The organism is Dysgonomonas sp. HDW5B (assembly GCF_011299335.1).
Classification (GTDB): Bacteria; Bacteroidota; Bacteroidia; order Bacteroidales; family Dysgonomonadaceae; genus Dysgonomonas_A.
The window spans coordinates 188,166-213,598 of sequence record NZ_CP049858.1 but is presented as its reverse complement, the minus strand read 5'-3'; the positions used below and the strand labels follow the sequence as shown (position 1 = coordinate 213,598).

Sequence of the window (25,433 nt, the reverse complement as noted above, 5' to 3'; positions counted from 1 at the left end):
TACAGATATAGAATATAAAGTGTCACTTTTGTTAAATGATTAAATGTCTGTTTATGAGTGTGTAACGTCTAAAAAGGTTACAAAAGTGACAAAAGTTACACTTGACTACTGCTTTTCTTTTATTGATACTTTTTCTTTTACTTCATAAGAGACTCTTCTCTTTTGTAATAGATAAAATATGAGGATGTTAAACCACATATTATGCAGGTGAACTATTGGCATCTCGATATTCCTTAGGAGACATATCGTATTGCTTTGCAAACTCGCGATAAAAGTAAGATTTGTTGGTAAACCCCGATTTAAACATAATCTCCGAGACAGTCAATCGTGTCGATTTGAGTAATTTTGAAGCATGAGTCAGGCGTATAGTCCGAACAAATTCACTCGGAGTCTTATCCGTAAGCTCTTTCAGTTTTCTGTATAGAGTTGCCTTGCTTATACCCAGAAAATCGGCTATGGCATTAGGATTGAGAGACTCATCATCCATACTGTTTTCGATAAACGAAATTATATCTTCCAGAAATTTTTCACCTTCCTGATGCATGGTTACTCCATCACGTACCACTTCGGACGACATAGTCGAATTGAAATATTCTTTTAAAGTAGCTTGTTTATTTACAAGGTTTTCGATCGTTGACAATACATGACGCGGATGAAATGGTTTGCTGATATACAAATCGGCTCCATGCTTGTAAGCATTTATATGATCTTCAATTGTATTCTTTGCCGAAATACTGATGATAGGTATATGTGCCGTTTTCGGATTCGACTTCAATCTGTCGATAAGCGCAATTCCATCCAGATTGGGCATCATAATGTCGCTGATTATGATATCTGGTCGATTAATTTCTATCTGATTTAAAGCATCTTCACCGTCTACAGCCTCTTGTGTCGTGTAATAGGGTGTAAGAATATCTTTCAGTAATTCGGTAATATTTTTCTCATCTTCCACTATAAGGATAGATACTTTTTTATTCGACTGAATATTCAGCAAATAATTGCTTTGAAGTGGGGTAGAGGCTTCTTCGTTCACTACGTTTGGAGTTTCCTTCAGTAAAGGAGGAATAGTCAACGTAAACTTTACCGATTCTCCCAATTTACTTGATACCGAGATTTTTCCTCCAAGTAATTCGGTCAGTCCTTTCGTTAGATTCAAGCCGATACCCGTACTTACTGCACTTTGTACTTTAGGAGTATCGTCAAATATCTTGTACTTATTGAATATCTCAGCCATCTGACTATCGGTAAGTCCTTTTCCCGAATTTCGGATCGTCATATTCAATACATTTTCGTGTTCTCCATCCTGCCACACATCTACATGGATATAACCATTTCGGGGCGTATATTTAAAAGCATTGGAAAACAGATTGAAAAATATCTTCTCTAATGAATCCCTATCGGTATTGATGGTTGAAGTATCCTTCACAGTCACCAGATAATCTATTTTATTTTCCTGAGCCATTTCAATATAGTTATCCGAAACGTAGTCAGTCAGTAATTTTATATCAATACTTTCAGGATGTAAAGGGGTATGTCCCGTTTTAGTCTTTCTGAACTCCATCAACTCATTGATGAGTTTTTGCATCCGTTCAGCATTGTTCTTTATAATCTGGATATATCTCTTAGTATAACTATCGAGCTTTACACTTTCTAATAAATGTTGAGCAGGGCCATAAATAAGAGTCAGCGGAGTGAAAAACTCATGAGCCACATTTGTAAACAAATTTAGCTTCGACTCGTACACCTTTTGTTGGTGTTCCTTCTCTATTTTTTTCAGGAACAGCTCACGGTTGAGTCTGATACGGTTCTTAATAACCGATTGAACGATATAAAGAATAACTACCGCCAATAGAATATAAAATAAAATAGCGGGAGTACTCAACCACCAAGGATGAGATACATTAATTTCCAACTCATACGTATTATTACTCCATACCTTATCTCCATTAGTCGCTCTAACTTCGAGTTTATACTTTCCGGGAGGAAGTTTGGCAAATACAATGTTCGGGTTGTTACCGTTATTAATCCATCCCTCGGTGTAATTCGAGAGACGGTAAGCATATTCGCAATTTTCGTTATTTATAAAATCACTGGCTATAAAAGAAAATGTGGTATAACGTTCATCATAAGATAAGTGTAAAACACCATCCTGTATTCTTTCATTGATATTTTGTGCTGTGTTATAAATTTTCAGGCTACTCAGGCTGAGAATAGGGTCGAAGTTACGAAGTTGAATATTTTCGGGATTGAAATAACTAAAACCGCTTACACCTCCAAAATAAAGGTTGTTGTCGTTGTCCTTAAAATAAGCCCCATCCGAAAACTCGTCATTCTGCAATCCATCAATAAGCTTATAATTATCAATTTTTCCGGAAGAAGAATATATTCTGGAAATTCCCAGATTGGTACTTACCCATATATCTTTCGCTTTATCTTCGAGTATACCATGGATCGTATTGTTATTTAAACCTTCATTTTCGGTATATTGAAATATATTTTTCGGAATACGTTCTGTTTCTACCCTGTTCAATCCGTAGCTGGTACCTATCCATAAATTATTGTCACTACTGTTCAGTAAGCACAATATATCATTGTTGGTGAGTGAAATATCACTGTTTATGTCTTCGAAGTTCTCAAAAGTACCGCTTTTAGTATTTACCTTGTTAAGACCGGCTCCTCTTGTTCCGAACCATAGCTCATTTTTATTGCTCGAAGGAATAATAGTGTAAATTACATCGTTATTCAGCGATTTCCGTTGATCCGAAGAAATGTACTGCTCTACATCTTCCACAACATATTCGTCATTTACTTTGTTAAGTTTGATTCTGATCAAACCATAACCCGAAGTCCCAAGCCAAAGCAGCGAATCGTTATTCGAAAAGTAGATACTGTAAACAGCCTTAAAAACAGGAAATTTAGAAGGAATGTTCAATTTTTGCAAACGGTTGCTTTTGGTATGGAGAATGTTAATACCTTCGCCTTCTGTCCCGATAAATATATCGTTTGCCTTATTTTTTTTAATAGCATATACCGAATTGGAAATTAAACCATTGGCAATATTTTTATAATCAGATATCTTACCTGTTTGTCTGTTCAACAGCTTTATGCCATCCCCTTTAGTTCCGATCAATATATCCCCATCCGGATTTTGGCAAAAGCTTCTCACCGGGTGATTCGTTTTTATCGTTTTAAAAGGAGAAGCATATTCGTATACCTGCAATACCCCTTGCCCGTCGCTGCCTATCCATAAAATATCCTGATTGCCGAAATACATGGTAAATATCGGCACACGATCCGAAACCCCTTCTACTTCGGATAGCTTGTCTTCTTTCGGATCATATTTTAAACATCCGCCTTCATAAAAACTAATGTACAATATATTCTTATGATATATGGCTTGTGAAATAGCTTTCGAGAGATTAAAATCAAGGTGTTTTATTGTTGATAACGATTCATCCAATATCGATAATCCATTGGAGGAGGTCAAAATCAGCTTATTTTCCGAAAAAAAGATCCTGTCAACAAACACATCATTTTTTATCTCTTTACGATTGGTAAACGAAATACTATTATTACTCTTTTGCTCTATTTTATATTGTTTGATCTTACCATTATTAAGCAGGAAATAGCCGTTATCGTTATTGTCAACCAGAAAATCTTTTATTTCACCATTTACATGAATATCTATTAGCTTGAATAATTGAGCTTCATCATCAAAATAAAATAAACCTTGCTCCTTTACAAAACAGATTATCTTTTTGGATGAAGTTAATCCCAGCATAAACGATTTTTCCTGTTTCGGAACTTTATATTCGGGTCCCGAAAAGTAATTGGTGAAAGTTTGTGTCTTTCTATCCCATCTGTTGACCCCATAATCGGTTGATATCCATAAGTAATCAGTATTTTGTTCTGCAATTTGCCTGATAATATTATTACTTATCGAATACTTATTGTTTTTATTATATCTGAACGTTTTAATATCGCGTCCGTTATAAGCATTCAATCCATCCCATGTACCAATCCATACAATGTGCTCCGAATCTTCGAAGATACAGTTTACCGAATTGTTGGATAGTCCGTTGATATTCGAAAGGTATTTCACAACATTCGCTGCATATGTATTCAGTGAGAGTGTTACCAATAACACTCCGAGGATATATTTTAAGGGAAATATTTTAGATAAACTTTCCATAGGTACGATTCTGATAATTTGCTCAAAAGTAGTCTATGCAAAACTACTAAAAATAACTGAAAACATGTTGTATAGCACCTGTATACTCTTTTGATAATATAGTATACCCTGCTCGCAGGTGTTAGCTATAGTTTTGCCCAAAACAAATTTTATTTATGAAATCGATCTTATTGAATTGTACAATCCTGTTTCTATTGATGATAAACGTCAATACAGGTATTGCCCAAGAAACAACAGCTGACGAAAAATGGTGGAAAGAATCTGTTTTTTATCAAATATATATGCCCAGCTATGCCGATAGTAATGGCGATGGCTATGGAGATTTTAAAGGAATGACTCAAAAGTTAGATTATCTACAACCGTTAGGCATAAAAGGCATCTGGCTTACCCCTTTTCTAACTTCGCCCAAAGTAGATAACGGCTATGATATTGCCGATTATTACGAAATAGACCTTACATATGGTACAAAAGCCGATTTTGATCTCTTTCTGAAAGAAGCACATCAAAGAGGTATTAAAGTAATTATGGATATGGTTCTCAATCATACTTCTACCGATTGCAAATGGTTTCAAGAGTCCAGAAAATCGAAAGATAATCCCTATCGAGATTATTATATATGGAAAGACGAACCCAACAATTGGGAATCATTTTTCGGAGGAACGGCATGGCAGAAAGACAGCCTGACCGATCAATATTATTATCACAAGTTCGATGTACGAATGGCAGACCTCAATTGGGCAAACCCCAAAGTGGTAGCTGAGGTTCAGAATATACTTCGCTTTTGGCTCGATGCAGGAGTAGACGGATTCCGCCTAGATGTAATCAATTTTCTGAATACCGATGGCATAACAGCCGATAATCCCACAAAAGACGGAGAACAGGATCACATAAACGATATTAATCAGGAAGGTGTAAAAAATGCCATGCGTATTATTAAATCTACGGTAAGCGAATACGATGATCGATTCATAGTCGGTGAAATAGGAAGCGATAAAATTGAAGTTTTGAAACAATACCAGTCTCAGGATTTATTGGATGTGGTTTTCAATTTCAATTTTGGAAGCATCGCAGAATTTTCTGCTCAACGAATCTTTGATGAACTGCAAAGCATGGAAAAGAACATGAGTAATTATCCGACTCTGTTTTTCGGCAGTCACGATATGCCCCGAATGATAGATCGGCTGGCAGATGGTGATCCGGATCGTGCTACCGCACTGGCTGCTTTGATGCTTACCGCAAAAGGAGTACCCTTTATTTATTATGGCGAAGAAATCGGGATGCACAATATTATAGCCCAAAGCTTAGACGAAATGGTCGATATACAAGGCAGAACTCAATACCAATTGGCATTGAACGAAGGTAAAAGTCCCGAAGATGCACTTATCTTCGGAAATAAGCATAATCGAGATAAATCACGCAGCCCCATGCAATGGAGTGGAGATGCTTTTGCGGGATTTTCTGCTGAAAAAGCATGGATTAAAATTAATCCGGATTATAAAACGGTCAATGTTGCCGCACTTACTCCGCAAAAGAATTCGATTCTCAATACTTATAAAAAGTTGATAGCACTTCGAAACAGCGAAAGGGCACTTCAATATGGAACGTACGATAATCTGGAATACGAAGAAGACCAAATTTCATTTACCAGATCTTTCGAAGGTGATAAAATTACGGTAATAATCAACTTCGGCTTGCCAAAAGAAATAGAGTTACCGGCAGATGCTATTATCCTAATGGGAAGTAAAGAACTCAAATCAAACAGCTTTATTATTTATAAGAACTAAAACTCAAAAAACTCGGGAAAACATGTTGTAAAGCACGTGTATACCCTTTTGAGAATATAGTACACCTTATGAAATAGCGTTCACGATAGCTTTGTTTCAAGAATAACAAAATAAACTAACCACATAAAGAATAAAAGAAATGGATATTGCAAAAAGATTTACTCAGAACCCATTGTTAAGACCAGCAGATCTGAAAGCCGGAATTAATGGAATGGAGATAACCTGTCTACTAAATCCCGGAGTTTTTAAATTTAACGGTAAAACATGGTTGTTGCTTCGTGTAGCAGAACGTCCTACACAGAAAGACGATGTTATCAGTTTTCCTGTATATAATAAAGAAGGTAAAATAGAAGTTGTATCATTCGGAAAAGACGATCCTAAATTGGATGCATCCGATCCTCGTGTCATTAAATACGATGGCAAGAATTATTTGACAACTATGTCTTATCTGCGTTTAGTATCAAGCGAAGACGGTATTAACTTTAAGGAAGAAGCAGAATATCCTCCTATTTTCGGAGAAGGAGACCTTGAAGCTTTCGGAATCGAAGATTGCCGTGTAGCAACTACCGAAGACGGATTCTTCCTGACATTCACTGAAGTATCTTCTGTTGCCGTAGGTGTAGGACTTATCCATACTAAAGACTGGAAAAACTATACCCGTCATGGAATGATTTTCCCTCCACATAACAAAGACTGTGCATTATTTGAAGAAAAAATAGGTGATAAATATTACACCTTACACCGTCCAAGTAGCCCCGAATTAGGAGGTAATTATATCTGGATATCCTCATCGCCCGACCGTTTACATTGGGGAGGTCACAAATGTATTGCAACCACCCGCGAAGGTATGTGGGATTGTGCCCGTGTAGGAGCAGGAGCTGCTCCGATCAGAACATCAGAAGGCTGGTTGGAAATTTATCACGGAGCTGATTACAATCATCGTTATTGCTTAGGTGCATTACTATTAGACCTGAACGATCCATCAAAAGTACTTGCCCGTAGCAAAGAACCTATTATGGAACCTATTGCAGAGTATGAGCAAACAGGATTCTTTGGTAATGTAGTATTCACAAACGGTCACGTAGTAGAAGGTGATACAATCAAAATGTATTACGGAGCTAGTGATGAGGTAATATGTGGTGCTGAATTTTCGATTTCTGAGATCTTAAAATCACTTAAACAAGCATAATGAATAAATTAAAATCAGAATATTTGTTTTTCAAGCAGCAGGAACCTAATATGCGTACCCTGCTGATGACAAACATGCTCTATGCCCTCGTGCTGCCTGTGGTAGAAATATTTATAGGTGCTTATATTATGCGTAATACAAGCGACCCTATATCGGTAGCTTTCTATCAATTGTTTATGTATGTGGGTATTGTGTTTACCTCTTGCCTTAATGGATATTTGTTACGTATTGTTAATGTCAAGGTATTATATGCAGCAGGTATATTGGTAAGTGGTCTATCTATGTATGCAATGATGACAATCAAGTCCTTAGGATTTATGGAATTGGGTGTTGCAGGCTTTTCGATGGGTGCGGCTGCCGGTTTCTTCTGGACAAACAGGTATTTATTGACATTGAATAATACGACTGACGAAAACCGAAATTATTTCTTCGGCTTAGAGTCTTTCTTCTTTTCAATAGCCTCTATATCAGTGCCGCTTGTTATCGGAGCATTCCTTAGTCAGATAGACGGGGTAAATGTTTTAGGCATAACTTTTGATGTTAATTTGGCGTATCAGGTAGTAACAATCGGTGTAATTGCACTTACCATCTTGGCAACAATCGTGTTGTGGAGAGGTAAATTTGTAAATCCCATCGAACGAGATTTCATCTATTTCCGTTTTAATGTTCTATGGAGAAAGATGTTAGTGTTATCATCTCTAAAAGGAATGGTACAGGGTTTCTTGGTTACGGCTCCGGCTATCCTAATAATGAAACTGGTTGGTGATGAAGGTTCACTCGGACTTATACAGGGTTTGAGCGGTGCTTTAACAGCAGTTCTGGTATATATACTGGGACGAATTGCTAAACCCGAGGATCGAATTAAAATTTTCGTAGGAGGACTGGTTATATTTTTCGCCGGTACACTCTTTAACGGAGTATTATTTTCGGCAGTAGGAGTAATTGTTTTTGTGCTATGTAAGGTAATCTTCCAACCGTTGTTCGATTTGGCATATTTCCCTATTATGATGAAAACAATTGATACCGTATCTAAAATAGAAGGCAGAAACAAATATGCCTATATCCTTAGCCACGAGTTTGGGTTGTTTTTGGGAAGAGCATCAGGTTTAATATTATTTATTTTTCTCGCATACGGCGTATCGCAAGATTTTGCCCTCAAATATGCACTTATAATAGTAGCCGCATTACAGCTTATCTCTTATCCTTTAGCAAAGAATATTATTAAGCAAACTAATATGATTGATGAAAATGAAAAAAACTAAGTATCTATTAGGTTTATTTGTTTTGGCCGCGTTTGTATCGTGTTCAAGTACCAAGAACGAATCGTTTGGCGAGAAAGTCGCACAGGTATCTATTGCACGTGTCGATTCTATGCCCAATATGCCTAGTCCATACAAGATTCTTGATTGGGAAACAAAATCGAAGTCTTTCGATAGTTTTGTTTTCGATTGGAATAACAAAAGCGATGTAGGTAACCTTATCTGGTTAGACGACAGCAGACGCAATGTAGATCAAACTACCTTCGGATTATATACTGCCGTAAAAGATGTACGTCAGGGCAAAGATGTCAACAACGGAGAATTTCACGAGAGTTTAAACTCTTTGGCTGCACTTCTTGGAGCAGGACTTGTCGGAATTGACAAAACAAATCAAGATGGCTATAACTATGTGAAAATGATTCAGAACTATTTCAATACCGATAACGGATGGAATATTGTGATGAACAACACAACACCAAGTGTAGGTATGCTGGGTGGCGGATATGGCAGAGACTGGTGGTACGACGTGTTTCCTAATGCATTGTTTTATGCCGTTTCGGATGTATTCCCCAATGTAGAAGGTGCAGAAAAAATTCAACGTACAGTTGCCGAGCAGTTTGTAAAAGCCGACTCTATCTTGAATGGTAATTACGACTATTCGTACTTCGACTATGCACAAATGAAAGGTATGGTAAACCACATTCCATTGCAACAAGATGCAGCGGGAGGTCATGCCTATGTATTGCTTTGTGCTTATCTGAAATTTGGCGATCCACGTTATTTGAAACATGCTAAAAGTGCAGTTGAAGCATTATTGGCACAAAAAGAAAGCCGTTTTTACGAAATACTATTACCACTTGGAGCCTATACGGCAGCTTATCTGAATGCAACAGAAGGAACTAACTACGATGTTCAAAAGTTACTTAACTGGACTTTTGACGGTTGTACAAATCCTGACGGACGCTATGGCTGGGGAATTATCGTAGGTAAATGGGGTGATTATGAAGTAAACGGTCTTCAAGGAAGTATTACCGATGGTGGAGGCTATGCTTTCGGCATGAACAGCATTAAACCCGCTTGGCCTTTTGTTCCAATGGTAAAATACCAACCTCAATATGCAAAAGCAATCGGTAAATGGATGCTCAACAATGTAAATGCCTGTCGTCTGTTTTTTCCTCAGGATATTGATGATAAACACCAATGGGCTCCTGAGTTGAAAAACTTGACAGATAATAATATTTCGTACGAAGGATTACGTAAGGCAGATGATTACGGTAAACCCGAACTCAAAGGGGTATCGCCTGTAGCGATTGGCGACGGTCCAAAATGGGCGAAAGGCAATCCAACCGAAAGTATGTTCAGCGTTTACAGTTCATCTCCTATGGGTATTTTCGGAGCCATGGTGAGAGAAACCAATGTAGAAGGAATTTTACAATTGAACTGTAATGTAACCGATTTTTATGCAGAACGTCAATTCCCTACTTATCTGTATTATAATCCTCATAACGAAGAAAAAGCGGTACGTTTCGAGACAAAGCAACCTGTTGACCTGTTTGATATTGTTGCAAAAGAATATGTCTCTAAAAATATCTCATCGGCATCCGATTTCAAAATTGGAGCAAATGATGCACGTGTTTTAGTTATTCTTCCTGCCGGAACAAAATTGGCAGTAGAGAACGGTAAAATAATAGCAGATGGAAAATATACAATTTCATACCAATAATCTAAATTAAACAAACCATGTTAAAAAAAGCATTATTCATAATGTTTCTATCGCTCACCAGTATTACCTTATTGGCACAGCAGATAAAAACAATATCCGGAGTTGTAACAGATGCAGCTACCGGAGAAGCCCTCATTGGGGTTGCAATTATGGAGCCGGGAACATCCAATGGTACAGCAACCGATTTGGATGGACACTATACTCTGGATGTAAAAGGAGACCGTTTGTCTTTCTCTTATGTAGGCTATAAATCGCAAGTAATTACCGTTCAGAATGCAGGCACAGTTAATGTAAAGCTGGCTTCGAATTCGGAATTGGACGAAGTGATTGTAGTTGGATATACAGCACAAAAGAAACGTGAAGTTTTGGGTGCCCTAACAAATGTGAAATCAGAAGAACTGGTTCAATTACCGGTTTCAAATACAGCAGAAGCTCTGCAAGGTCGTGTAGCAGGTGTTCAGGTAACTACTGCCAGTGGTGCTCCGGGTGCAGGTGCATCAGTACGGGTCAGAGGAGCTGGTTCTATTAACTCATCAAATGATCCGTTGTATATTATTGACGGTATTCCGGCAACCAATGGCTTGAACTCAGTAATACCTACAGATATTGAAAATATATCGGTTCTTAAAGATGCTTCAGCAGCAGCTATTTATGGTTCTCGTGCAAATAACGGAGTTGTGTTGATCACGACAAAAAAAGGTAAAAAAGGTAAAGCAAAAGTATCATACAATGGACAATTTGGAGCTCAGGTACATGGTCACTTAACTCCAATGGCAAATACTGGCGAGTATATCAATATATACAATGCAGCCGCTAAAAATGATGGAAGAGAGCTTCTTGAAGGAAGTTGGCTTAGAGATGATTTTGCAGATGTAAATCACTTGAAAGAAATCTTCCAAACAGCTCTGATGACTATACATGATGTATCGGTAAGCGGTGCAAATGATAAATTCAATTATCTGGCATCAGGTAGTTATTACAATCAGGAAGGTATTATTAAAAACAGTAAGTTCGAGAAATTTACAGGAAGTACTAATCTGAGTTATCAGGCTACCAAATGGTTGAAAATCGGATTATCGGCAAATGCAGGAAAATCCACAACCGACCTGGTTCCAAGTTCGGGCGACGGATACGGTAATAGCGATGGCGGAAGTGTTGTAAGATACGCATTCATGCGTAACCCGGCCATACCTACCTACGATCAGAACGGTAAACTGGTAGATAAACCAAGCGAATATTTTGGTAATGCTATTTATGACAGTTTCTTTGGTGATGGATATAATCCTATAGGAGTAGCGAAGATGGCAGACCGTAAACGAGACGAAACAACATTACTCAGCAAGGTGAATGTCGAAGTACAATTACCTTATAATACGGTTTGGAATACAAACTTTGGTATCGATTACTCGAAAAGTGAAGTTAAAGCCTACAATCATACATGGGGTACAAACGATCGTATCAATAACCCAAGTAGCCAAAGCCGTGATAATAGCGAAAATTTAGGATGGACTCTTAATTCGGTATTCAGTAACAGCCATACTTTTAACGAATCGCATCGTTTGACCACCATGGTAGGTACCGAAGCAATCCGCTATAACGGAACAAATAAGAACTTCGGATCTTCAATTAATGGAGATACACGATATAGTGCCGATTGGGCATCTTCTTTATTATCGTTTTTTGGTAAAGTAGATTATAACTACAATTATAAATACTATTTATCGGCATTGATACGTGAAGACGGATCTTCTCGTTTTGCTAAAGGAAACCGTTGGGGTACATTCTATGCTATATCGGCAGGATGGGATGTAAATGAAGAAGAATTTTTCAAACCGCTTACTCCCGTTGTAAATCTATTGAAACTTAGAGCAGGATGGGGAGCAGTCGGAAATCAAGATGTAAGCCTGTATGCTTACTCAGATAAATACATGCCCTATTATAACTATCCGTTCGGTGGAGGTGATCCATCAACAGGTTATGCTCAAACACAGTTAGGCAATACCGATCTGAAATGGGAAACCAGTAACCAATTGAACTTAGGTTTGGATATGGCATTTTTGAAAGGCGAGTATGGTTTTAGTGTAGATTATTATCATAAAGTGACTAAAGATATGCTTATAAAAGCACCGCTTCCTCCATCTATAGGAAATGCTGCACCTTATTGGGTTAATAGCGGTAAAGTACTAAATGAAGGAGTTGATGTCGAACTATATATCAGAAAGCAATATAAAAATGCAGGGTTTTCTGCATCCTTAAACTGGGGATATTTGAAGAACGAAGTATTGAAACTTGATGCACCTATTCAAGCAGGACGTGTGGATAACGGTATCTATGCAAAACTTATCGAAGAAGGTCATTCTTTAGGTTCTTACTATCTGTATGAAATGGATGGAATATTCCAAAACGAAGCCGAGATTGTAAAATCAGCTTATCAAGGATCAAACGTTCAACCCGGTGATGTTAAATACAAAGATTTGAACGGAGATGGTGTGATTGACGAAAAAGACAGAAAACATATGGGTACTTCTATTCCGAAACAAACATTGGGTCTGAATCTGCAAGGTAATCTGAATAATTGGGATCTTTCGGTTTTCTTCCAAGGTGCATTCGGACATGATGTATATAATCAGATAAGTCACGAAACAGAAGGTTTCTATAGAGGTTTTAATGTCTCTAAAGACTATTATGATAATTACTGGAGAGGTGAGGGTACATCAAATACACATCCGAGAGCTTCGTGGAGTGCTAAGTCTAATAACGTAATGGTTTCGTCACGTTTCTTGGAAGATGCATCGTATTTAAGGCTTAAGAACGTACAATTAGGATATACTTTTGCTCTGAAATCAAAATTGATCAGCAATCTTAGAGTATACGGAAGTGCAACCAACTTATTGACATTTACTAAATATAGCGGACTTGATCCCGAAATGACTGTAAGTGCCAACTCGGCAAGTGAAGGTGATAAAGCAAATGGTATCGACTGGGGTACTTATCCTGTAGCTAAGACCTTTACATTAGGTGTTAATCTAACTTTTTAAAAGAAGAGACATGAAAAAAACGATATTACTATTAGCATTAGCAGGGAGCTTCTTTTTCACATCATGTGAAAGCTTTCTCGACGAGCCATTGAAAGGTGAGCAGTCATCCGAAACTATTTTCAATAATGTTGACGACGCTAATTTAGCCTTGACAGCTGTTTATAATAACTTAAGTTTTACCACTTCCTCAAATATGATTTGGGTATTTGGCGACGTTGCATCCGATGATGCTGTAAAAGGAGGTAATCCCGGCGATCAGGCAGATATTGGCTCTATTGATAACTTCGAAGTAAAATCGACTAACGGTATCTTACTTACCTATTGGCAATTTACCTACGAAGGAATAAGCCGTGCCAACAATGTTATCAACGGTGTTTATAATTCGGGAATAGACGATGCTACAAAGCAACAGATGGTTGCACAGGCAAAATTTATCAGAGCATACCATTACTTTAATCTGGTAAACATCTGGGGGAAAGTGCCGTTGCGATTAGAGCCGACTTCTACATCAAACGTAAATCTGGGATTGAGTGAAGTGGCAGATATATATGCTCAAATCGAAAAAGACCTGAAAGAGTCGGCAGCAGTATTACCTGCCACTTACGATTCGGCTGATAAAGGGAAGATAACTAAAGGAGCAGCATTTGGTCTGTTGGCTAAAGCTCAGCTATACCAAAAAAAATGGGATGAGTGTATTCAGACAATCACAAATAATGTTGAACCTTTAGGATATACTTTGGAATCGAATTATGCCAACCTGTTTAAATTGGGAGCAGAAAATAGCAAAGAAGTTTTATTTGCCGTACGTCATATGAGTAACAAAAATCCGGGAGTAGGTAATTCGTTAAATCAATGGTTTGCCCCTCTGGTGGAAAATGGGTACTATTTCAATGCCCCTACTGCCAGCTACGTTGCATCTTTTGACGAAACTACTGTGGATGGTAAAACTGATCCTCGCCTTGATATTTCGATAGGTCGTGACGGTCACGACTGGGTCAACGGAGTGCCTTTCGATCCTACCTGGAGTGTAACCGGTTATTTAGTAAAAAAGCATAATCAACCATTAACAGAGGTACCAACAGGAACTAAAGGTGATGGCGGACTTCCATATATTTATATGCGTTATGCAGATATACTTCTGATGAAAGCCGAAGCCTATACCGAAAAAGGTAATCTTTCGGATGCTGTTGCCACATTGGATAAAGTAAGAGCCAGAGCAGGTCTTGATAAAGTAAAAGCTGTAAGCCAATCGCAAATGAGATCGGCAGTTTATACAGAACGCCGCAGAGAGTTTGGCTTTGAATTTCATCGATTCTTTGACTTAATGAGATGGGGGCAAGAAGTAGCAACGGCAGCTCTCGGACCTAACTTCAAATGGGAATCGCCCCGCTATTATTTCCCTCTACCTCAAACAGAAGTAGATTCTAATCATGGTATCAAATAAGAAAGAAACAGATTATGAAACAGAATAAATTAACTAAAATAGGTGTATTGGCAATTTCATTATTGCTTACACTACCTCTATGGGTTGGATGTAGCAGCGATGACAACGAAGTCTTCGAACCCGGAGACCCCACTGCTCTTAAAGTAGAACTGGCAGACTCTTATCTTCTTTTAAATTCGGCTACTACGGTTGATTATGAGGAAGTAAGCATCGACGAATTCAAAAAAATATTGGACGTTATTCAAAATGTAGTAGATAATGACATCGTTTCGAGTCAAGAAGTCAAAAATCTGACTATACACCTGAATGAAGCTAAGAGTAAATTTACACGTTCGAAACTTATCGGCATTCCGGTCGAAGCCCTTATTGCAGGCTGGAGTTTTGATGAGGGAGAAGGAGTCTCTCTGGTAAGCGATGGAATGAAAAAACTGACAGCTAATCTTACAAGCGGTCCGTCTGAAATATTTTCGACAACAGGATTACCTCAGTTTGTGGATGGAGTAAAAGGGAAAGCTATTTATTTCAAAAATGGTTCGCATCTTGAAATTCCTAATTACGCCCCAGCTGATTTCTTGGGACAACAATTAAGTATTGCCGTTTGGTTAAAACCCGATGTAACAAAAGGTGGAAATTATGTTGCTTCATTAAACTATTGGAACAATTGGAAATTCCAGATACAAGAACAAGGAAAGGCGTTCTTTACGATTCAAACAACTCAAGGATTTACAGATGCCGACAATGAGTACGATCAATCTGTAGCGCCTGGCAAATGGACGCATGTAATAGTTGTTTTAGATCTTAGCACCCAAAAGTTATCGTTCTATGTAAACGGACGCTTGACTAAGGAGTGGACTACGACCAATAAACCTAATTTGGCAGGAGGACAAATGGCTCCTTATGCTTCGCCATTGAATAAACAACTACCGTTGATGATTGGTGCAGCAACTACCTATGAGGAAGCTTTGGCGGCATGGAATTGGTCAGGGTGGAATACGCCAACCTCTTGGGATCATTTCCAAGGAGCGATGGACGAGATCAAATTCTATAATATAGCTTTGGTTGAAGGACAAGTAAAAGCTCTTTATAATGAAGAGTTAACTCAGGTTCAATAAAAGAACCCGCATATAATTTATAAACGAAGGTTGGAACTTAAAGCTTCAACCTTCGTTTTTTTTATTAAAGAAAGATCCTTCGAAGATCTTGATCCATGTAAAAAATGGAAAAAAGAATGTATTTTCATACATACGACCTAAATGTCTACCATTAAAGCCGAATATTAGACCTCTATTCTGCGTAAAATCCCCTTTTTTTGTACTTGTAAACTTAAGCTATCTTAAAAAACTATGAAAATAACGATTAATACCTTACTTATTGGTATTCTATTTATCGGAAGTAATGTATTTGCTTCGACAAAATCTGTACTGTCAATAAATGACAACAAAAAAGGTAATTTTAAGGAATGGGCTCTCACTCCTCCTATGGGATGGAATAGTTGGGACTGTTATGGGCCAACAGTAGAAGAACATGAAGTAAAAGCCAATGCCGATTACATGGCGAAAAATCTGAAAAAATACGGCTGGGAATATATCGTAGTCGATATTCGTTGGTTTGTAGAAAATGATAAGGCAGGAGGCTATAACCAGACAGACCCGATCTATGTATTGGACGAATACGGACGTTATCAGCCTGCCGTTAATCGATTTCCATCTGCTGCCAATGGAGAGGGATTTAAAAAACTGGCGGATTATATTCATTCGCAAGGATTAAAATTCGGTATACATATTATGCGTGGTATTCCTAAAGAAGCGGTAGAACGAAAACTACCCATAAAAGGAACGAACGGCATTACCGCAGATCAGATATACTCTACCGACCTGCAATGCGAATGGCTGCGTGACAATTATACCATTTCAGCCCATAAGCCCGGAGCACAGGAGTATTACAATTCTATCATGGATCTGTATGCATCTTGGGGAGTTGACTTTATCAAAATTGATGATCTTTCACGACCATATCACCAAGAAGAAATAGAATTGATACGCAAAGCAATAGACCAGACAGGTCGTCCTATTGTATTAAGTACTTCTCCGGGCGAAACACCAATAAATAAAGGATACCATGTAAAAGAAAATGCCAATATGTGGCGTATGGTCGATGATGTATGGGATACATGGGGGCATTTAACCCATTTGATGCAAGTCGCTCAGGGATGGTATTCCTATACATCACCCGGAACTTGGGCTGATTGCGATATGATTCCATTAGGTAGAATATCGGTACGTGGCGAGAGAGGCGAAGATCGTATGACACGATTGACTAAAGATGAGCAGTACTCATTGATGACATTTTTTACCATTCTTCGCTCTCCCTTGATGTTTGGAGGCGATATGCCAAGTAATGACGCTTTTACCCTGTCTCTATTGACAAATGAGGAAGTCCTGAAAATGCATCGCGAAAGTACAGATGTGCGTCAGGTATATCAGAGAGATGGGAAACTGGCTATAACATCACGAAATCCTAACACAGGTGAGATTTATCTGGCATTATTTAATATACAGGACGATAAATCGGATGATGTAGGAGTATCATTTGCTGATATAGGAATAAATAATGTATCTTCAATCGAAGATATGTGGCACGGTGAAAAATTAGGTGTATTTACAAATTCATTTTCACGTAAGTTAGCCCCCCATGCCTGTGGATTATACAAAATATCGAAGAAATAAAAAGGTCAGAAGCCTTAAGGTTAACCAATATTTATAAGAGACATGAAAAATGTATATAAGATTTTAAGCATTGTAGTTTTACTGAGTTTTTCACAATTCGGATATTCACAAAAACAGATATACGAATTTTCTTTAGATACAAAGAAAATAGGTGCACCGATTCAGCCCACGATGTATGGTTTGTTTTTCGAAGACATCAATTTTGCGGCAGACGGCGGGCTATATGCTGAATTAGTGAAAAATCGTTCTTTCGACTTCCCTCAGAATCTCATGGGGTGGAATACTTTCGGAAAAGTGGAAGTAAGGAAAGATAATCCATTATTCGATCAGAATCCAACATACGTAGTACTGTCCGATGCAGGTCATCCCCATAAACGTACCGGAATAGAGAATGAAGGATTTAGAGGAATGGGTTTCAAACAAAATGAGGAATACCGGTTTTCGGTATGGGCAAAGACTATAAATACCAATGATCCACAGAAAATACGCATAGACTTGATTGATTCGAAAAATGATATTCTTATTACTCAACAACTAACTATAAATTCGGCTGAGTGGAAAAAATACGAGGTTATTTTAACGCCTAAATCCACAGAGGCAAAAGGCCGTTTACGGATATTCTTAGATTCAAAAGGTGAGGTTGCTTTGGAACATGTTTCGCTTTTCCCTGTAAATACATGGAAAGGTCGTGAGAACGGATTGAGAACGGATTTAGCTCAAGCATTAGCCGATATCAAACCGGGAGTATTTCGTTTTCCGGGTGGATGTATTGTCGAAGGTACTGATCTGGATACCCGTTACGACTGGAAAAAAACAATCGGTGCAGTCGAAAACAGACCTGTAAATGAAAACAGATGGCATTATACATTTGCACATCGTTTCTTTCCTGATTATTATCAAAGCTATGGACTTGGGTTTTATGAATATTTTCTGCTATCGGAAGATATGGGAGCCGAGCCATTACCTGTATTAAGTTGCGGACTAGCGTGTCAGTATCAGAATGAAAAAGAAGAATGCCATGTTCCTGTAAAAGATTTAGGATCGTATATTCAAGATGCTTTAGACCTGATTGAATTTGCGAATGGATCGCCTACTTCTACATGGGGAAAAGTACGTGCCGATATGGGGCATCCCGAACCATTTAATCTTAAATATATAGGTATTGGTAACGAACAATGGGGCGATGAGTATGTAGTGCGTCTCGAACCATTTGTAAAAGCAATCAGAGCCAAATATCCCGATATAAAGATTATAGGAAGCTCGGGACCATCTGCAGACGGAGATAAATTTGATTATTTGTGGCCTGAGATGAAAAGATTGAAAGTTGATTTAGTTGACGAGCATTATTATAAAGATCCTCAATGGTTTCTAAACAGTGCAAAACGATATGATAATTACGACCGTAAAGGTCCTGCGGTATTTGCCGGAGAATATGCTTGCCATGTACCCAATCGTGATAATAATTTTGAGTCGGCACTCTACGAAGCAGCTTTTATGACAGGCTTGGAGCGTAATGCCGATATTGTACATATGTGTACCTATGCTCCTTTGCTTGCCCATGTAGATGCATGGCAATGGAAACCCGATATGATTTGGTTTGATAATCTATCTTCCGTAAAAACTCCTAATTATTATGTACAACAACTTTATGCACAGAATAAAGGAACAAATGTAATGCCTTTGACACGTAATAATGCTTCTGTTGCGGGTGAAGACAACCTATATGCATCGGCAGTATATGACAAAGATCAGAACTGTTATGTCGTAAAAGTGATTAATACAGCAAAAGAGTCAAAAGATATAAGAATAACTTTGTTGGGATTGAAAAAGAATAGTCATTTGTCACTTGGTGAGTGTATGGAATTAAAGTCTGATAACCTGAGCCAGGTTAATTCATTGGAGTCGCCCTTGAATATAGTTCCAAAGAAAACGACTGCCCGACTTGACGATAATACATTGATAATTTCAGCTAATCCCCAATCTTTTGGTTTATATAAAATTCAGTTGTAAACTATATTGGGTTTATAATAAAAAAGCTTCTCATTATGAGAAGCTTTTTTATTATAATATTTGTTCTTGAGTATAAATTGCAGCCCAAATTCCTAATTATGAAAATATAAATGCATTTAAGAATTTATCGTCTTCACATTCGTCCTTAAATCTGATTGTAATACCAAATTTCTCGATCAGATTCTTTAAATCATTCGCTAACGTGTCCATATATAATAGACTAATTTTTTTACTTCTCAGCAAAGTGAAAAAATAAGACTGTTCTTTATTTTCTATTTTAACTTTCTCGTAACCGACAACTTTATTCTCCTCTAATTTAAATATGTTTAAGTCGGCGTCTTCTTGAATACCGTTACTTAAAAGCCCTTTCTTAGTCAAAATTGCTATAATCTTATTCATAATCTCATATTTTATTTAAGGGTGTGTGAGTTCTAATATATTTAATTCGTATCTCTCGTCGGACAATCCCTGACCGATAATTTTATTATTACCATCTTTGGCAATCCTATCAGAATTAAACTTACATAATATAGAGTATATCTATATATACGCTTTATAAGTCGAAATGTTTTATCGGTAATCACCATATTAAATATATTAATGTTGTTTTAACGAAATTTCGATATCTCCTTCTATAATTAATGACGAATGAAACGGGCAAATATTTTAAAGAAATACGACTGGATGGTCAAAATGTTGTAAAATAATTGTCAGAGCCTCTATACTCCCCGGAATAGCCTTCCGGATAAGAAAATAGCACAATTATGTCAAAGGATAGCACATACTATTCAGAATACACTTGACAGTATCTTTTAGTTTATTTTTTTAATATGTTTGATTCACCAAAGAAATCGAACCTGAAAAATAAACCTGAAATCATGAGAATATCTAAGAACACAATTCTTATTCTACTGACTCTGCTTATAACTTCCTTTAATAATAGTTTTGCAACTCGAAAAGGAGAGGTTGCAACTAATGAAAAACACCCCGTTGCTTTAGCCGACCCATTTATAATGTTGCATGAAAATACCTATTATGCTTACGGAACTAACGATAAGGATAGTATTGCTGTATATACATCGGATGACTTGGTTAACTGGCAAAAACAATCCGCTTTAGCAATGCACAAAGACGATTCGTGGGGCGACCGTTGGTTTTGGGCTCCCGAAGTATACTATATTCCTCAGGAAAAGAAATTCTATATGTATTATTCGGTTGACGAACACATAAGTGTCGCTACATCCGATTCTCCTACAGGACCATTTCGTCAGGACATTCAAAAACCGATCATAGAAGATGAGAAGTGTATAGATAATTCACTCTTTATAGATGATGACGGTAAAGCTTACCTCTCGTTTGTACGTTTCACCGATGGTAATAATATCTGGGTTGCAGAAATGGAGTTAGACTTGAAAACAATGAAGAAAGAAACAATGAAACCTTGTATACATGTAACGGAGGAATGGGAAAATGATTTAGGACGTGTAACCGAAGGCTCTTTTATTGTAAAGCATAAAGGTATCTATTATATGATTTATTCCGCTAACGACTACCAAAGTCCGAATTATGGGGTAGGGTATGCAACCGCTTCTTCTCCTATGGGACCTTGGGTAAAATATGATAAGAATCCAGTTTTTCAGAAACCAGACGATCTGGTAGGAGTTGGTCATAGTGCCATCTTTAAAGATAAAGAAGGTAAACTCCGTATGGTATTTCACGCCCATCATGACAACCAAAATATACATCCACGATTGATGTATATAACAGATGTCTCCTTTTCGGATGATGAAAAACCAATAATGAAAATAGGTGGAAATATTATAGCAACCCAGCAAGTAAAATAGAACTACTAATCAAAGAAAAGATATATATAATATGAAAAAAAGATTATTACTAATTGCATTATTTATTTCCTCTATCGGATTGATTCAGGCAGCCGATATGGCTGATAACCTGAGATCCCAAATCACCTTAAAGTCTCCCGGAAATCCGGCAATAGCTTATCCGTTGCAAGCTAAAAACGGGATGCTGACCTCAACAGAAAATATACCTGTTGCAATAAAGGAGCAGATTGTTGAGAATGATTCTGTCTTGCAGTTGATAATTACCCTTAAAGCTAACGATTTAGTGTATTATAACTTCGAAGAAAGCTATAATACAATGATGAACCACGATGACTGTCAGTTCTATATGCCCGGATTTTGGTATAGACGCAACCTAAGATCACCCAAAGAAGCACCATCGTTTTATACAAGCGATAGCTGGCAGGTGAGAGAAGATCGTTTAAGCACACCTCTAACCGGTATATTTAATGAGAAAACAGGAATTTATTATACTGTATTGCGTTTAGATGATTTTAAGAACGAAAGCTTAGCTTGCCATAGTCAGGGAGAAGTTATTCTGTCTGATAAAACATCTTTAGGATTTACAGGATTTCGTAATCAAGGCGGTAAATCGTCTTTGGTCTTTGGTTTTCCGTATAGCGAAGCCCCTAAAACATATATCCGTAAATTGACTTTAGCTCCTGCTGTACAGACTTTCGACAAACTGGAAAAAGGAGAAACACGCCAATTGGTTTGGGTGATTAAGAAAAGTAAAGCACCCGATTTTTCTAAATTTGTGGCTTCGGTTTGGAATTATTCATACGATACATTAAAACCTCAGGAGCTAAAAGAGCATTTATCGACAGCCGATGCAAAAGAAATTCTTTCTAATTTTTTTCACGAAAGCTATGTTGATAAGTACGATCTGAAATATTTCTCGGGAGTACATATGCGTACCGACGATTGTAAAAGTACAGGCTCAGTAGAAGTAGGTTTTGTTGGTCGTGTTTTATTGAATGCATTCAATGCTCTGGAGTATGGCGAAGCCAATAACAGACCCGATTTAGTCGAAAAAGCAAATTCTATATTTGACAGTTATCTGCAATATGGATTTACTCCTTCGGGATTCTTTAGAGAGTTTGTGAATTATGATGATAATGACGAAACAAAAGTATACAGTATACGCCGTCAATCGGAAGGAGCTTTTGCGATGCTGAACTATTTGGAATACGAAAAAAGAAAAGGGCGCAAGCATCCGGAGTGGGAAGCCAAAATTAAAACACTGCTGAATAATTTCCTCAAATTACAGGAAGCGAACGGAAGTTTTCCTCGTAAATTTGAAGGCGATTTTAAAATAGTAGATGCTTCGGGAGGCAGTACACCATCGGCAACTCTACCATTAACAATGGCTTATGCCTATTTCAATAACAAATTATACTTGGAAAGTGCAAAAAAGACAGCTCTTTATCTCGAAAAAGAACTGGTTTCTAAAGCAGACTACTTTTCGTCAACATTAGATGCTAATTGCGAAGATAAGGAAGCATCACTATATGCCTCTACTGCGATGTATTATCTGGCAATGGTATCGAAAGGAAAAGAGCAACAGCACTATATTGACCTGAGTAAACAAGCTGCCTATTTTAGCCTTTCGTGGTACTATATGTGGGATGTACCTTTTGCACAAGGTCAAATGTTGGGCGATGTCGGTTTCAAATCGAGAGGTTGGGGAAATGTTTCGGTCGAAAACAATCACATTGATGTCTTTATCTTTGAATTTGCAACCGTTTTGGATTGGTTGGCAAAAGAGCGTAACGAACCTCGATTCTCCGAGTTTTCATCCATAATCAAAAGTTCTATGCTTCAATTAATGCCCGTTAAAGGACATATGTTTGATATCGCTAAAGTGGGTTATTATCCGGAAGTTGTACAACATACCAATTGGGATTATGGCAAGAACGGAAAAGGTTTCTATAATGATATCTTTGCACCGGGTTGGACGGTAGCTTCGTTATGGCAAATGCTAAGTCCTGACCGAGTGGAAAATTACTTCAATAAAAAAAAGAAATTCTAATGTTATGAGAAAAACTATTTTATATCTGTTTACCCTAGTTAGTCTGGCGGCGTGTTCAGCGAATAACAATGATCCCGCTCCTGCACCCGAAAAAACTACATACTCGAATCCCGTGATAGCGAGAAGTTTGCCCGATCCTACTATCATTAAGGCAAATGACGGATATTTCTATTTGTATGCAACTGAGGATGTACGTAATATGCCCATCTATAAATCAAAAGATTTAATTAACTGGAGTTTTGTCGGAACAGTTTTTACAGACAGTAGCCGTCCCGATTTTGAACCAAAAGGAGGACTTTGGGCACCCGATATTAATTATATAGATGGTAAATATGTGCTGTACTATTCTATGTCAGTTTGGGGAGGCGAAGAAACTTGCGGAATCGGAGTTGCAGTTGCTGACAGTCCCGCAGGATCTTTTACTGATAAAGGAAAGCTTTTCAGAAGTAATGAAATTGGTGTGACAAACTCAATTGACCCTTTCTATATCGAAGATGGCGGAAAGAAATATTTGTTTTGGGGTAGTTTCAGAGGTATCTATGGCATAGAATTAAGCAATGATGGGCTTACCTTGAAAGAAGGTGCCGAAAAGAAACACATTGCAGGAACAGCTTTTGAAGGTACTTACATTTATAAAAAAGGCAATTACTATTATCTGTTTGCCTCTATCGGCACTTGTTGTGAAGGGGTTAACAGTACATATAAACTGGTTGTCGGACGATCGGAATCTCTTATGGGACCTTATGTAGACAAAGACGGTAAAAGTATGCTCGATAATGGATATAATATAGTAGTCAATAGTAACAACCGCTTTGTCGGAAACGGTCACTGTTCCGAAATAGTACAAGATGAGGCAGGTAACGATTGGATATTTTATCATGGCGTGGATGTGAAGAATCCTCAGGGTAGGGTGCTGTTACTTGACCAAGTGAAATGGGATAGTAGCAACTGGCCTTATGTCGAAGGAGGAAGCCCTTCTTTATCAGCATCAAAACCTGTATTTGAAATTCAACAATAAAAAACATGAAAACATTTATTTATTTAAGTCTCTTAATCGGTTTGTTGTCATGTAATAAGCAACCAAACCAAGAACTACTTCTACTAAGCGAGTCAGCTTTTAAAACTGAGATAGATGGTAAGGCTGTTAACCTATATACCTTGAAATCTGCAAGCGGATTAACTATGCAGGTTACCAATTTAGGAGCCAGAGTAGTTACGCTTTGGGTTCCCGATAAGAATGGAAAATACGAAGATGTTGTACTCGGGTATGAAACTATCGACCGCTATATTAATAACAAAGGAGAACGTTTCTTGGGACCTATTGTCGGACGTTATGCCAACCGCATCGCAAAAGGACAATTTGAATTGGATGGAGCAACATATCAATTACCAATCAATAATAATGGTCAGACATTACACGGAGGATTGAAAGGTCTCGATATGGTTGTCTGGAATGTAGATAAAGTGACCGACAACGAAATACAAATGTCGTATGTTTCGCCCGATGGAGAAGAAGGTTTTCCGGGAACTATGAAATTAAGTCTGACGTATATGCTTACGCCCGAAAACGAATTTAAAATAACTTATGCTGCAACTACGGATAAAGCGACAGTAATCAACCTGTCTCATCACGGACTCTTTAATCTGAAAGGAGAAGGAAACGGTACTATCACAGATCATATCTTAACGATTAATGCAAGTAATACAACTCCTGTTGATAGTGTATTGATTCCATCAGGAGAAATAGCAAGTGTAGAGGGTACTCCCTTCGATTTCAGAAAACCAACTGTTATCGGTGAAAGAATAAATGCCGAAAATGAGCAATTGAAAAACGGAGCAGGCTATGATCACAATTGGGTGATAGACCGAAAAACGGATAAAGACGTAGAATTTGTAGCTTCGATTTACGAACCTGTAAGCGGAAGAAAGATGGAAGTATGGTCGGATCAACCCGGAGTACAATTTTATAGCGGTAACTTCTTTGATGGGGCAGTCTCAGGAAAATATGGCAAGCCTTTGAAATACAGAGAAGCTTTTGCTCTCGAAACACAACATTTTCCGGATAGTCCTAATCACCCTAATTTCCCCACAACACGCTTAAATCCGGGAGAAACATATACACAAACATGTATCTATAAATTCTCGATACAAAAGTGATAATGAAATAAACCTTA

General features: G+C 37.7%; 15 protein-coding genes. 13 read left to right on the top strand and 2 right to left on the bottom strand.

The window, feature by feature from the left end:
• Positions 1-199 precede the first annotated feature (199 nt).
• Positions 200-4,192, bottom strand: coding sequence for a hybrid sensor histidine kinase/response regulator transcription factor (locus G7051_RS00820; RefSeq protein WP_166197787.1), 3,993 nt, complete (start codon positions 4,190-4,192; stop codon positions 200-202).
• Positions 4,193-4,347: 155 nt separating this feature from the next.
• Between G7051_RS00820 and G7051_RS00815 the strand changes: the two genes are divergently transcribed.
• From G7051_RS00815 to G7051_RS00775, 9 genes are all read left to right on the top strand, one after another.
• Positions 4,348-5,976 (top strand): alpha-glucosidase, encoded by a 1,629-nt coding sequence (locus G7051_RS00815; protein WP_166197785.1) that lies wholly within the window; start codon positions 4,348-4,350, stop codon positions 5,974-5,976.
• A 139-nt stretch (positions 5,977-6,115) separates the two neighbouring features.
• Positions 6,116-7,165: a glycoside hydrolase family 130 protein gene (locus G7051_RS00810; RefSeq protein WP_166197783.1), complete on the top strand. Its 1,050-nt coding sequence runs from the start codon at positions 6,116-6,118 to the stop codon at positions 7,163-7,165.
• Entirely contained in the window at positions 7,165-8,427 is a 1,263-nt protein-coding gene (locus G7051_RS00805) for an MFS transporter (RefSeq protein ID WP_166197781.1), read from the top strand. The genes G7051_RS00810 and G7051_RS00805 overlap by 1 nt, the downstream gene beginning before the upstream one ends.
• Entirely contained in the window at positions 8,408-10,147 is a 1,740-nt protein-coding gene (locus G7051_RS00800) for a hypothetical protein (RefSeq protein WP_166197779.1), read from the top strand. Before G7051_RS00805 ends, G7051_RS00800 begins: the two co-directional genes overlap by 20 nt.
• A 17-nt stretch (positions 10,148-10,164) precedes the next feature.
• Positions 10,165-13,185: a TonB-dependent receptor gene (locus G7051_RS00795; protein WP_166197777.1), complete on the top strand. Its 3,021-nt coding sequence runs from the start codon at positions 10,165-10,167 to the stop codon at positions 13,183-13,185.
• Positions 13,186-13,195: 10 nt separating this feature from the next.
• Entirely contained in the window at positions 13,196-14,629 is a 1,434-nt protein-coding gene (locus G7051_RS00790; protein ID WP_166197775.1) for a RagB/SusD family nutrient uptake outer membrane protein, read from the top strand.
• A 14-nt stretch (positions 14,630-14,643) separates the two neighbouring features.
• Positions 14,644-15,741 carry a LamG domain-containing protein gene (locus G7051_RS00785; RefSeq protein WP_166197773.1) on the top strand — a complete coding sequence of 366 codons (1,098 nt, stop codon included), beginning with the start codon at positions 14,644-14,646 and terminating at the stop codon, positions 15,739-15,741.
• A 231-nt stretch (positions 15,742-15,972) separates the two neighbouring features.
• Positions 15,973-17,355, top strand: coding sequence for a glycoside hydrolase family 27 protein (locus G7051_RS00780; RefSeq protein ID WP_166197771.1), 1,383 nt, complete (start codon positions 15,973-15,975; stop codon positions 17,353-17,355).
• 42 nt (positions 17,356-17,397) lie between these two features.
• Positions 17,398-19,365 carry an alpha-L-arabinofuranosidase C-terminal domain-containing protein gene (locus G7051_RS00775; protein WP_166197769.1) on the top strand — a complete coding sequence of 656 codons (1,968 nt, stop codon included), beginning with the start codon at positions 17,398-17,400 and terminating at the stop codon, positions 19,363-19,365.
• A 96-nt stretch (positions 19,366-19,461) separates the two neighbouring features.
• Here the strand turns inward: G7051_RS00775 and G7051_RS00770 are convergent, their stop codons facing one another.
• Positions 19,462-19,764: a hypothetical protein gene (locus tag G7051_RS00770; RefSeq protein ID WP_166109586.1), complete on the bottom strand. Its 303-nt coding sequence runs from the start codon at positions 19,762-19,764 to the stop codon at positions 19,462-19,464.
• Between the two features lie 485 nt (positions 19,765-20,249).
• Here G7051_RS00770 and G7051_RS00765 point away from each other — a divergent pair, with 485 nt between their 5' ends.
• Genes G7051_RS00765 through G7051_RS00750 form a run of 4 tightly spaced genes read left to right on the top strand, consistent with a single transcriptional unit; the run spans position 20,250 to position 25,416 of the window.
• Entirely contained in the window at positions 20,250-21,209 is a 960-nt protein-coding gene (locus G7051_RS00765) for a glycoside hydrolase family 43 protein (protein WP_255493355.1), read from the top strand.
• A gap of 31 nt (positions 21,210-21,240) precedes the next feature.
• Positions 21,241-23,259 (top strand): hypothetical protein, encoded by a 2,019-nt coding sequence (locus tag G7051_RS00760; RefSeq protein ID WP_166197765.1) that lies wholly within the window; start codon positions 21,241-21,243, stop codon positions 23,257-23,259.
• A gap of 4 nt (positions 23,260-23,263) precedes the next feature.
• Positions 23,264-24,277, top strand: coding sequence for a family 43 glycosylhydrolase (locus G7051_RS00755; protein WP_166197763.1), 1,014 nt, complete (start codon positions 23,264-23,266; stop codon positions 24,275-24,277).
• Between the two features lie 5 nt (positions 24,278-24,282).
• On the top strand, positions 24,283-25,416 hold the full coding sequence (locus tag G7051_RS00750; RefSeq protein ID WP_166197761.1) for an aldose epimerase family protein: 1,134 nt from the start codon (positions 24,283-24,285) through the stop codon (positions 25,414-25,416).
• The last annotated feature ends 17 nt before the right edge of the window (positions 25,417-25,433 follow it).